Origin of the sequence: Paenibacillus sp. tmac-D7 (assembly GCF_006519665.1) — a bacterium.
Classification (GTDB): Bacteria; Bacillota; Bacilli; order Paenibacillales; family NBRC-103111; genus Paenibacillus_G; species Paenibacillus_G validus.
Genome location: NZ_VIDW01000018.1, coordinates 1 through 11,820 on the forward strand (window position 1 = coordinate 1; position 11,820 = coordinate 11,820).

The 11,820-nt window shown below is 45.3% G+C and carries 9 protein-coding genes and 1 pseudogene; 8 read left to right on the forward strand and 2 right to left on the reverse strand.

All coding sequences use genetic code 11. From position 1 onward, the window contains the following. Positions 1 to 181, reverse strand: a pseudogene (locus FKP33_RS27455) (hypothetical protein); the annotation flags it as partial. A 43-nt stretch (positions 182 to 224) separates the two neighbouring features. Then, positions 225 to 2,120 (reverse strand): XylR N-terminal domain-containing protein, encoded by a 1,896-nt coding sequence (locus FKP33_RS14010; RefSeq protein WP_141335502.1) that lies wholly within the window; start codon positions 2,118 to 2,120, stop codon positions 225 to 227. 378 nt (positions 2,121 to 2,498) lie between these two features. Here FKP33_RS14010 and FKP33_RS14015 point away from each other — a divergent pair, with 378 nt between their 5' ends. The 8 genes from FKP33_RS14015 to FKP33_RS14050 all read left to right on the forward strand — a co-directional run bounded on the left by FKP33_RS14015 (position 2,499) and on the right by FKP33_RS14050 (position 11,799). Next, the gene (locus FKP33_RS14015) at positions 2,499 to 3,770 is read left to right on the forward strand and encodes an MFS transporter (protein WP_141335503.1); all 1,272 of its coding nucleotides are present in this window, start codon (positions 2,499 to 2,501) and stop codon (positions 3,768 to 3,770) included. Positions 3,771 to 3,819: 49 nt separating this feature from the next. Next, positions 3,820 to 4,887, forward strand: a complete 1,068-nt coding sequence (locus FKP33_RS14020) for a 2,3-butanediol dehydrogenase (RefSeq protein WP_141335504.1) — start codon at positions 3,820 to 3,822, stop codon at positions 4,885 to 4,887. 36 nt (positions 4,888 to 4,923) lie between these two features. Then, complete coding sequence (locus FKP33_RS14025; RefSeq protein WP_127610637.1) at positions 4,924 to 5,667, forward strand: glucose 1-dehydrogenase; 744 nt, start codon at positions 4,924 to 4,926, stop codon at positions 5,665 to 5,667. 93 nt (positions 5,668 to 5,760) lie between these two features. Beyond that, positions 5,761 to 6,387: a hypothetical protein gene (locus FKP33_RS14030; protein ID WP_127610639.1), complete on the forward strand. Its 627-nt coding sequence runs from the start codon at positions 5,761 to 5,763 to the stop codon at positions 6,385 to 6,387. A 91-nt stretch (positions 6,388 to 6,478) separates the two neighbouring features. Beyond that, the gene (locus FKP33_RS14035) at positions 6,479 to 7,018 is read left to right on the forward strand and encodes a 2,4'-dihydroxyacetophenone dioxygenase family protein (protein ID WP_218029667.1); all 540 of its coding nucleotides are present in this window, start codon (positions 6,479 to 6,481) and stop codon (positions 7,016 to 7,018) included. Between the two features lie 155 nt (positions 7,019 to 7,173). Next, positions 7,174 to 9,318 carry a tannase/feruloyl esterase family alpha/beta hydrolase gene (locus FKP33_RS14040; RefSeq protein WP_181410145.1) on the forward strand — a complete coding sequence of 715 codons (2,145 nt, stop codon included), beginning with the start codon at positions 7,174 to 7,176 and terminating at the stop codon, positions 9,316 to 9,318. Between the two features lie 175 nt (positions 9,319 to 9,493). Then, a complete protein-coding gene (locus FKP33_RS14045) occupies positions 9,494 to 10,453 on the forward strand; it encodes a catechol 2,3-dioxygenase (RefSeq protein WP_127610835.1) in 960 nt (319 codons plus the stop codon). A gap of 98 nt (positions 10,454 to 10,551) precedes the next feature. Continuing rightward, a complete protein-coding gene (locus FKP33_RS14050; RefSeq protein WP_181410146.1) occupies positions 10,552 to 11,799 on the forward strand; it encodes an ABC transporter substrate-binding protein in 1,248 nt (415 codons plus the stop codon). Positions 11,800 to 11,820: the final 21 nt, after the last annotated feature.

The window sequence follows — 11,820 nt, forward strand, 5'->3', positions numbered from 1 at the left end:
GGATGCGTTCTAGATTGTAGACAACCTTAAATTGCCCCTCCAGTGTCATCTTGATGGAACGGGCCCCTTTTTTGCGTCTTTTGAAATGGAAGGCTTTTAGGATTATTTCTTTTACCTGTTCATCTTTCTGAACCCTCATTTCTGTTAAAGAAGTCCAGGAGGAGATGCCTGCTGGCTCCAAACCATGCCTTTTCTCTATATCGAAGATGCTGACGGAACTACCGTCAGTAAATATCGATGTCATCCAAAAAGATAAGAATTTGCAAGGCGAGATGCGCTTCATAGAAATCTTTGGAACTCGTCAGGTCCAGATGACTTATTTCTTGAATCCTTTTTAGTCTATACCTTGTTGCGCCAATAGAAATATGCAGATCCTGCGATGTGTTTTGGATGTTGCCCTGGTTCTCTAAATAATAAAACAACGTTTTTAACAATTCGTTGTTATTTTTTTCGTCATATAGCCTAATGCCTTGAAGTAAAAGTTCGGCAAATTTTTTTAATTGATCCATATTTTCGGGGTTAATAATTTTGGAAAAGGTGCTGAGATCCTCAGAAGAAACAATGCTTGAATGTTTCTTCCGAACCGTCAGCAATTGGACGGCTTTTTGCGCTTCTTCGTATCCCCTGCGGTAATCTTCTATTTTTTTACAAATCGAACTAATTCCAAACGTTATTATCATATCTTTATATTTACTTTCGAGCGTTTTTAATAGCAATTGAGCCAACGGTTTTACTCCGATGCCTGTCTTCTCAAGTAACTCCAGCGGGATTATAGCGATAATATGATCGGATTTACTTGTCAACAGGCATTGCGTATGTGAGCCTAAGCTTTTTATTTGAGTATGAAGAGTGTCGATGATCTGAACTTGTAAATCTTTAGCCGGGTCCGCGTTCGGATCAAGGGAAGCGAAATGAACGATAAAGAGATAATGCGGCAGCTCTAAATTATATCCCATTAATTTTGATCTGTAGGTTAATTCATCTGCATTGCAATTCTTCTTTAAAAGCTCAATGAACAACTCGTTTTTTAAACGATGCTCCACTTCAATTCTAGTGATGGTATGCAGCAATTGGATGGAACAAAATTTCGAAGCTGCTTCCAAAGCAGAAAACTCCGTTTCATCAAACTCTCCGGAATCTTTAATTAAGGAAATATAACCAAACAGGCCATTTTTGGTATGAATGGGGCATATTAGACGTTCATGCGTCCAACCGCTTCCTTCTGCGAACGTATAATGGACCGGCTGCTTGATATCTTTTAATAGATTGGAAAAAAGAATATGATTTTTAAATTTAATAATATCCAGCATGCTGTATTTAAATAAGCCAAATGATTCTATGAGTCTGAAATCTTTATCTTCCAGGGTGACGCCAAGATTAAGGGTTTCGCCTAAAAATTTTATGATGGAGGACAGCTCCTGCCCTTGAATTAAAATTTCGGATAATTTTTCATTAAATTTCAGCAATTTTTTATAAGCATCCCGTTGTTTTTCTATTTTAAGAAAGGGGCTGTTTATTTCTATCATTTCCTGACTATCCTGATCCAGTTGATCAAGCAAATCCTTCTCATCCCATTCCTTTGCAGGCTTGGCGATCATAAGGCAATGTTCGTCGCCCTTCCCAACGCATTTTATCTCTTTAACGATAATATCCCTGCCATAATGTTCAGACGCATACCCCCCAATAAACCCGGTTAATGTATGACAAACAGGTTCATTATGTACGCCAAAATGCTTCAAATGCTGTTCGGCCTCGTAAGAGTAATGCCAGTACCCCTCGGCAAAATATTCCCCCGTAGTGTGATTGTATATAATCTTAGCATTTTGAGAAAAAAAAGCTCCCGTAATTTTAGACATTTGCGGGCCTGCATGGAACCATTCAAACGGTGATTCAAGAGAAAAAAGCGCTTTCAAATTTTTGGCGAACTCTACACCGTAATTTCTGCCGTACCGCAACAAAATCTTTTTGGCTTGATCCATGCCTACCGACCTGATCAGATCCCGACGCAGTAGGCCGATTGCATCCGTTCCAACCAAAATCATCCGCTGATCTTTAAGGTGAATTTTTCCGGTAGCCGCATCGAACGTAATATACGAATGTAAGTCAGATTTATTGAACATGAATGATCATCACTCCTAAGTAACAATAAACTAATTGTACAAATAATATAGCATCATTTTATACAAAAATGTTAAACAAAATTGATAAATTCATCAGTTGATTTTGAATTTTATGAATATTGAGTTTTTTTAGGTTCCTGATAAAATCAATTACAACGATGAGGTAATAAATGGAATTGAAATTGAGCGAAGTGTACATGTTGCGTAATTTTGTATCCGTTTACATTTACGAACAAGACAAACCAAAGCCAATCGCTAATCAAGGGAATAAAAAAACCAAGTTGATGCTTAGACTAAAATAAGGAGGTGAGGACAGCCCCGCTATCATGAGAGCTTTTCCATCCGATTTGCTATTACCTATTTGAGAGGGTGAAGCGCATGGCAAACAGGAAGTTTTGGGTTTATGAAAATAAGCTACTACTTATTCTATCATTGGGCTGGGGATTTTTATTTTTCGATCGACTGGCAGTTAATTTTTTGATGCCGTTTATTATTAAGGATGTTCCAATGAGCAATACCCAAATCAGTTTGATCGTTGCAGGATTTTCTTTAACTTGGGCACTCGGAGGCTATTTTGGAGGCTATTTCGCGGATCGTTTAGGAAAGAGAAAAGTTTTTTTAGCCATTTCGGTTTTGTTTTTTTCTCTTTGTTCGTTTATGACAGGCGTGGTAACAGGTTTCCTCTTCTTGCTCTTTATACGCATGCTCATGGGATTGGTTGAAGGGCCGTTCTTTCCTACAGGTGCATCCATTCTAGCTGTGGAATCATCAGAATCACGGCGTGGCTTCAATCTGGGATTTCTACAAAACTTTTCATCTAATTTCCTGGGTGGAGTTTTAGGACCGATCGTTCTTGTAGCGGTTGCCATAGCCATCGGTTGGAGAAACACGTTCTTACTCACATTAATTCCCGGTCTGATTGTAGCCTTCTTGATATGGAGATATGTCCGGGAACCGAAAACTTCTAATGAATCCGAATCGATTTCAACTGATGGTAATAAAAAAGACGAAAACGTCCGTGTGCGGGATCTGTTTAAATACAGAAATATCGTATTATGCATCATTATCGGTATTTTCTTCATCCCTTGGTATACGCTGGTTTTTACTTTTGCTCCTCTTTATCTGGTTCAAGCTAAAGGAGTTTCGCCCGATATCATGAGTTATGTCATGTCAGCAGTCGGTATAAGCGCGGCCGTATGGGGATTTGTTGTACCGGCGCTGTCTGATCGCTGGGGAAGAAAGCCGGCAATGATTACATTCTCCTTCATTTCCATGTTAGGTCCCTTATCGATCCTGTTTTTCAACGGACCATTCTGGATGTTGATGATACTTGTTATTATCGGATGCGCAGGGCCGGGACCCATGGCTCTCTTCATGTCGATCATTCCGGCTGAAACCATTCCCCGCAAATATATTGGAGCCGCCGTAGGCTTGACAATGGGCGTCGGTGAATTGATAGGCGGCGTTGGAATCGTAACATTAAGCGGTGTCGCTGCCGACCATTACGGGATCATGGTTCCACTGTTGATGTCAGCGGCATTTGCCCTTATCAGTGCTTTGGTCTCGTTGTTTTTAATCGAAACGTCACCGATTAAGGTTAAGGCGAAAAGAGAAGCAGAGCTGCGATCTTCTACGGTATCAAACATTTGACCCGGCTCATCTATACATTGATGATCTGCCTGCGGAGGAGAGGATAAGGTTGAGAGCTGCAATCTGGTACGGATTAGAAGATGTCCGGGTCGTTGAGGTGGAAGAACCCGTCACCGGGGAAGGAATGGTTAAAATAGAGGTCGAGTGGTGCGGTATTTGTGGCAGCGATCTTCATGAATACGTATCGGGACCTATGACAATCCCCGTTTCGGAGCCTCATCCATTGACAGGGCAGGTAGCTCCGGTGATTCTGGGTCATGAGTTTGCCGGCAGAGTGGTTGAAATAGGAGATCGCGTGACAAATGTAACGATGGGTGACCGTGTAACGGTGGAACCGATTTTAACTTGTGGTACTTGTATTCATTGCCAAAGCGGTCGTTATAACCTGTGTCCCAAACGCGGATTTCATGGACTTACGTCAAATGGGGGAGGATTTTCGGAATATACAACGGTTCAGGCTCACTTGGTACATAAACTGCCCGATACCATCTCATTTGAAGAAGGTGCGGTCATTGAACCGGCAGCGGTGGCTGTTTATGCCGTTCGTTCAAGCGGATTAAAGGTGGGGGATGCATGTGCCGTATTTGGAGCCGGCCCCATTGGGCTGCTTCTGATCCAGGCTGCCAAAGCCGCGGGTGCCAGTAAAATTATTGCCGTGGAAGTATCCGAGAGCCGTTTGGCTAAAGCTCAAGAATTGGGTGCCACCGATTTCATTAACCCTCTAAAAGAGAAAACGGTGGAGGCTATTCATAAAATCACCGGCACCAAGGGTGTGGACGTTAGTTATGAAGCTGCAGGCGTAGAAACCTCTTTTTTGGAAGCGCTTGACAGCGTTAAGCCGGATGGGGAAATGGTGATCGTAAGTTTATGGGAAAAGGCGGTAACATTTAATCCTAATCTACTTGTGTTAAACGAACGGAGGATCCGATCTTCCTGTGCTTATCGGCATGTTTTCCCGGAGGTGATTTCGTTAATAGCTAACGGAAAAATAAATGCAAAGGGATTGATTTCCAAAAAAATTTCATTAGATCAAATTGTAGAAGAAGGTTTTACGACCCTTTTGACCGATAAATCTCATTCAAAGATTCTGGTTACGCCTAAAAAGATAAATCTTTAATTAAATGGAGCTTACACTGAAATGAGGGAATAAAGAATGAGATTGCTGGAAAAGGTTGCCTTGATTACAGGTGCAGCATCGGGTATCGGGAAGGAGACAGCCCTATTATTTGCTAAAGAAGGGGCAAAGGTTGTATTAACGGATATTCATCAAGAGAATGGCTTAAAAGCGGTTGAATGGATCCATTCAGCCGGCGGTCACGCTACTTTTATAAAGCATGATGTTTCCATGGAGGATGAGTGGAAGTCTGTCATCCAAACGGTCCTGCAAACCTATGAACGGCTTGATGTCGTCGTAAACTCCGCCGGGATTGGAAAATTTGCTGCGATCGAAGATACAACATTTGAACTATGGCATCAAATTCTGAGCGTCAATCTCGACGGCCCTTTTTTAGGTACCAAATATGGTATAGAAGCGATGAAACGGACGGGCGGAGGATCCATCATTAACGTTTCATCCATCGTTTCAATCGTTGGTGACCCTGGACTAGTGGCTTATAGCGCAAGCAAGGGAGGCGTAGATTTATTATCTAAATCTGCAGCTCTGTATTGCGCGAAGTCAGGCACAGGAATCAGAGTAAATACGGTTCATCCGGCATATATTCAAACACCGATGATGTCCAATATTGAAGATGTGGACTACGTCAAGTCGTTACTTCCAATGGGTCATTTTGGTGAGCCAATCGATGTCGCAAATGGAATTCTATACTTGGCATCGGATGAATCCAAGTTTACAACAGGCAGTCAATTAGTGATTGATGGCGGGTATTGCGCCCAATAGAAATTTATTGGATTCGGCAGCTTGTACGATATTCATCATACATTTCAACCAGAACATACGGCTGTAAAACAAAAATAATGGGAGGAATCTTGAATGAACAGATTTGAATATCAAATACGTCACTGTATGGATGCGGTGGAGGAGCTGTTGACAAAGACGGAAAATCCACTGCACAGAGCCATTCTTAATAATTACCGAAGACACGTACATCTTGAGGCATCCGGTCAATTTGAAAAGATTGTCGCGGACGATATGATGGCAGACCATCCTGTTTATCGAGTGACATGGGGTGATAATCCTGTTGTTATCGAAGAGAAGGAAGGGGTGATTGACTTTTACAACAGCGTAAAAGAAGCCGTACTCTGGAATTCAGACGATCGAATTGCTGTTGCTGACTGGGGGATTGCAGATGAGCTGACCTTTCATCAGATAACCAAGGGAAAAGACCTGGCCAATATGGGCTTTCAGGTCGATGATTTGGAAGCTTATTACCATTTAAGCAGCCGACAAGTGTTCTTATGGCCCTATGATGAGCAAGGAAGGCTGAAGGGTGAGCATCTATATGAAGACAAAACCAGCGTACAAATAGAAAAAGTGGATCCAGAGGAATTAATTACTCCACAACAAGTAAAAGAAATTCATTTAGAGATCCTTGACCAATTAGAGAAAGAAAAGGGCGAAAATTACTGGGTATATCATGAAGGGACAGTTGTCAAATGAAGAAGCCTATTTTTTCAGAGGTGCCTGGATTACATCATGCTGCTGCTGATTCACAATAGGATTATAACGAAAACCAAGGAGGAAAATAAATATGTCTGAAACGGCCGATAAGAAGATGACGGCGCCGCCGTCCGCTTACAAGATTGTCGATATCCCCGAGCCCTATGCCGATGTGATCAAGCGCCATGGCGTCGAGGGTAAGTTCGTAGAGGGGGAGGAGAGCCCATGGGTGCCGTTCGGCGATAACGCTGCAATTCGCCATCTAGCCTTCGATGTCCGCAACAACATCTACAGCAACATTCTTTGGATCAAGTCACCGGGCGTGATCGGCACGCACAGGCACAGGGGGACGGTGGTCATGCTCTGCCTGGAAGGCAGCGTCCGCTATCTCGAATATGACTGGGTAGCGGGTCCCGGAGACTTCATCTACGAAACACCGGGAGAGACGCATACGCTCGTGACTGACCACCCGGATGGTGTCAAGCTGTTCGGCTGGCTTCAAGGACCGATCGAGTTTTACGACGAGAATGCCAATTTCCTCGAGACACTCGATGTCTGGTGGTACATCAACCACTATGAAAGCTACTGCCGGGAGCACAACATCCCGATCAACAAGCAGCTGTATCTCTGATTCGTTTACAAGAAAGCCGGATTCCTGCACGCCAAGAGGTTCCGGCTTTCCTTGTTAAGTATTCAACGGCCTTAACCTTTCACCAGACATGAAAGCAGTTGCAGTAACTGTGCTGAAGATGGATGATTTATATAGTATGGAGAGGAGCTTTTAGTTTGAAAACAAAGAAACGATGTACCTTGCTTTTAACCATGGCACTCCTGGTCTCGTCCGTATCTCCTATGTTTTCCTCTGTCGGTTTTGCCGAGGCACCTGCAGGAGACGACCCAGCATCGACGGTTAAGCTTGAGAGTGATGGCGCTCCTGTCCAAAGGGGAGAAGCGGCAAAGTTGGCGGTACGGTTATATGAACGCATAAGCGGAAAAACAATCCATCCGAATCACAACCCTTTTACCGATACGGATGACGTTGAAATTAATAAGGCTCACTCTGCGGGGATTGTTATGGGGATCGAAGACGGAAAATTCGGGCCCGACGCAGTCGTCAGCAAGCAGGAACTTTCAACGATGCTGTATCGGGTTATGGAGAACGCGATTGATGGATTCAATGGTGACCAAGCGAATCAAGGAATATTCGCGGATAAAGAAGAAATTGCCGGCTGGGCGGAGCTTCCGGTCCGCTATCTACATACACTGGGAGTAATAAAAGCGGATTCTTCGGAAAAAGTTAATCCTCATGCCAAGCTGGATCTTCAAGAGGCAAATGATCTGGCTGAGCGTATATACGGGTTCACGGTTGCGCGGAATGCCTGTTCAAAACTGGATGGAAGGATACTCCCGGCATCCGACATTCGTTTGCCGACAAGCGGGGCCACGATTCAATCGGCCTCTCTGGTGCTGGAAAATGAAGAGAGCAATGTGAACGGCGAGTTTTGCAAGGTGCTCGGCGCCATTCACCCGGTGGATCAGAACGCGCCGGATATCCTTTTTGAAATCAACCTGCCGACCCAATGGAACCACAAAACCTTGCAGCTGGGCGGAGGCGGTTTCAACGGCACGCTGATTACAGGTTTGGGCGGTACTCCCGGTCAAATGTCGAGCGTTCCGATGCCTCTAAAGCAGGGTTATGTCACATTCGGAAGTGATTCCGGACATCAGAGCACGGTTGCTTTCGATGCTTCCTTCGGCCTTAATAAGGAAGCTTTGAATAATTTCGCCGGCGATCAGCTGAAAAAGACTTATGATGTGGCTATAACTTTAGTCAAAAACCACTACGGAAAAGCTCCGGAGCAAAAATACTTTGCGGGAAGTTCGGAAGGCGGCCGGGAAGCATTGACGGTTGTCCAGAGGTGGCCGGGTGATTATGATGGTGTCATTGCCTTCTATCCAGTTGTTCATTTGATGCTGTTGCATCTCACGGACAACCAATATGCACAAGCCCTTTATGCAAATGATGGCGCCGGATGGTTGAATCCGGAAAAGTATAAGCTTCTGAACGATGCTGTATATCAGGCCTGCGACGGTCTGGACGGTGTGGTGGACGGTATCATCGGTGATGTGAAAACATGCAGCGAAACGTTTACCATAAAAACGGTGGAAAATACCCTGCGTTGTCCGGACGGCGCCGATACCGGGAATGACTGTCTGTCGGATGCCCAGATTCATACCGTAAGGGTAATGAGTTCGCCAATGCCTTATGATTTCACCTTTAATAACGGTGTTGATTCATTCCCTCAATCCACAATTCTGCTGGGCGGTGATAAATCTGCATTCCATTTGGGTACAAGACCGGTACCGGCAAAGCCGCCTATGTGGACTCCTGTCGGAGGGGATGCTTTTCACGCAGCTTCCGGTGATACGAATGTCAGATACCTTGTCACACAAGATCCGTCTTTTGATTCGTTGACATTTGATCCGAATACATATAAAGAGCGGATTATGGAGTTATCCGAGCTTCTAAACTCTAACAGCACGAAGATCGAAAGCTTCAAAGAGCAGGGCGGTAAGATTATTCTTGTAGGGGCCCTTGCCGATGGAGGTGTCAGTCCTTTCAATACGATCAACTATTACGAAGGGCTTGAGAAGGAATTCGGAAAAACCAGCCTGGATCCATTTGTTCGTTTCTACGCAATTCCCGGTTACGGTCACGGCACCGGTCCGTTCACTGCAACAATGGATACGCTAGGTGCTTTGGATAAGTGGGTCGTAACAAATGAAGCTCCCGATCAATTGGTTGCGACAGATGCCAATAAGAACACGGTAGGACGCACAAGGCCCGCATGCCGTTATCCTGAATGGCCGAAATACAACGGATCCGGAGACGTAAATGCAGCGGAAAGCTATACGTGCACAAAGCCTTAAATGGTTAAGGAAGTAGATGAAGAGGCGGGTATGATGTCAATACTCGTCTTTTTTTCCTGTTATTGACCGGTTACTTTAAACATTCATGTTGACACATGATGAAAAACAAACTAAACTAAACTTGCATACATAATTGTAAAACAATCTTGCATTCATTTTTGGGAGGAGAAATCTGATGGATACTTTTAACGAACAGGTCAGAGATATTGCGCATCTGGGGCATGTTGAACTGCTGACGCCGAAGCCGAATGAAAGCGTTGCCTTTTTCACGAATATTCTGGGTATGCAGGAAGTGGCACGTGAGGGGCAATCTGTATTTCTTCGCGGATTCGGGAATTATGAGTCTTATTGTATGAAATTGACCGAGTCCAAGGAACCGGGGATCGGACATACCGCGATACGCACGACATCGCCGCAAGCGCTGGAACGGCGTGCGGCAGCCATCGACAAAAGCGGTTATGGCATCGGTTGGAGTGAAGGCGACTTCGGTCATGGGAAGTCCTACCAATTTCGCGATCCCGACGGGCATGCTATGGAGCTTTACTTTGAAACGGAAAAGTATAAAGCGCCTGAACATTTACGCCCCATCCTGAAGAACCAGCCGCAAAAATATACCGGCAACGGGGTAGGCGTCCGCCAGCTGGATCACATCAATTATCTGGCACAGAAAGTCGAGCCGACGAGCAAGTTCCTGCAGGATCATTTGGGTATGAAAGTAAGCGAGCAGATTGTGCTCGACAGCGGGGAGCATGCCGGTTCATGGCTGTATTCGGGGCAGAAATCTTATGAGCTGGTTTACACGGTTGATTCCACGAACAGCCGGGGAAGACTCCACCATCTTGCCTTTCTCGTTGATACGCGGGAAGAAATCTTACGGGCCGCAGACATTTATATCGACAATGACATCTATATCGAAGGCGGACCCGCAAAGCATGCGATTCAGCAAACCTTCTTCCTGTACTGCTATGAGCCGGGCGGAAACCGAATTGAGGTCTGTACTGGAGGCTATTTCATTTATGCGCCGGATGCGGAGACCATCACCTGGAGCCAGGCAGAACGCGCCAGAGGGCAGGCTTGGCTGACGCCTACGATCTCCACATTCCATACATACGGCACACCGGTAGTGGACAAATAGTACGGACCCAACCATGTATTATGTGTCTCCAATTTTATAATCTGATAAAGACCTGTACATGCAACCGAATTCATGTTGTTTTGGGGGAGGATTTTAAGATGAAAAAGAGACTGACGGCAATGATGACAGTTATGTTGGCTATACTCCTCACAGCCTGCAGCGGCGGTTCCGCTGCGACGACGCAAAATTCAGAAAGCCCCTCTTCACCAGGAGCCTCAACCGCGGCCGCGGATGAAAGCAAAGACCCTATTATCGTGGGTGCACTCCTCAGTCAATCAGGCCCTCAAGCACAACCCGGAGAAAGTGCCAAAAAAGGAATCGAGCTTTATTTCTCGCAGCATAATTACATGATCGGAGACCGCAAGGTCGAAATCAAGTACGAGGATGATGAAGGGAATCCTCAGACGGGGTTACGGAAGTACCGCCAGCTTATTAACAGCAGCAAGGCGGATGTCGTGCTCGGTCCCCTTCTAAGCAATGTTGTGTATGCGCTTACAGACGAGGTGCAAAAGGTCAAGAAACCCATGATTATCGTCACCGCCGCCGCCAATGATATTTCCTGGTCCAAGAAAAGCGACTATATGATCCGTACCTCCCTCTCTAACTGGCAAAGCGGAACGCCCGGCGGCAAGTACTTTGCCGACAAAGTCGGCAAAACGGCATACATCGTAGCGTCCGACTATCCTGCAGGACACGAAGTGGCTGCCGGGTTTAAAGAGGCGTTTATCCAGGCCGGCGGCAAAGTCATCGAGGAAGCCTACCCTCCGCTCGGGGCAAACGATTATGCGACAAATCTGAATCAAATCAAGCAGGCTAAACCGGAATTGGTATTTGCATTCTTGCCTGGGGCAGACGGAATCCGATTCATTAAGCAATATAAAGAGTTTGGCCTGAAGGGGAACATCCCGCTGACTTCTTCCGGCGAATTCGGAGACGTCCTCATCACGGAACCGACCGGTGCCGATTCAGAAGGAATTTATAGCACCTTCCACTATTACCCTGCACTCGAGAATGAGACGAACAAAAAGTTTGTCGAAGAATTTAAAGCGAAGTATGGCAAAATACCGGATTTCTACTCCGTATATGGATATGATGCCGCTCAGGCCTTCGCGGAAGCGGTGAAGAAGACAGGCGGAAGCGTAAAAAGCGACGATCTTTTGAAAGCGCTTAAAGGAATTACGATCAATAGCCCGCGCGGCAGCATTACCATCGATCCCCAAACGAATAATCCGATTCAAACGTTTTATGCCGGCAGAAATGTAATGAAAGACGGCAGAATCGTCTTCGAACCATTGGCGAATCTTGGAGAAATGGTTATGCCGGAAAAGGATCCCGCGGCAAAGTAATTTCTAATTAATTCACATGAG

What these genes read in the sequence shown, in the direction of transcription:
- FKP33_RS14045 (WP_127610835.1), top strand. Translation starts at nt 9,494, where the DNA reads ATGGATACTTTTAACGAACAGGTCAGAGATATTGCGCATCTGGGGCAT.
- FKP33_RS14015 (WP_141335503.1), top strand. Translation starts at nt 2,499, where the DNA reads ATGGCAAACAGGAAGTTTTGGGTTTATGAAAATAAGCTACTACTTATT.
- FKP33_RS14030 (WP_127610639.1), top strand. Translation starts at nt 5,761, where the DNA reads ATGAACAGATTTGAATATCAAATACGTCACTGTATGGATGCGGTGGAG.
- FKP33_RS14025 (WP_127610637.1), top strand. Translation starts at nt 4,924, where the DNA reads ATGAGATTGCTGGAAAAGGTTGCCTTGATTACAGGTGCAGCATCGGGT.
- FKP33_RS14010 (WP_141335502.1), bottom strand. Translation starts at nt 2,120, where the DNA reads ATGTTCAATAAATCTGACTTACATTCGTATATTACGTTCGATGCGGCT.
- FKP33_RS14050 (WP_181410146.1), top strand. Translation starts at nt 10,552, where the DNA reads ATGAAAAAGAGACTGACGGCAATGATGACAGTTATGTTGGCTATACTC.
- FKP33_RS14035 (WP_218029667.1), top strand. Translation starts at nt 6,479, where the DNA reads ATGTCTGAAACGGCCGATAAGAAGATGACGGCGCCGCCGTCCGCTTAC.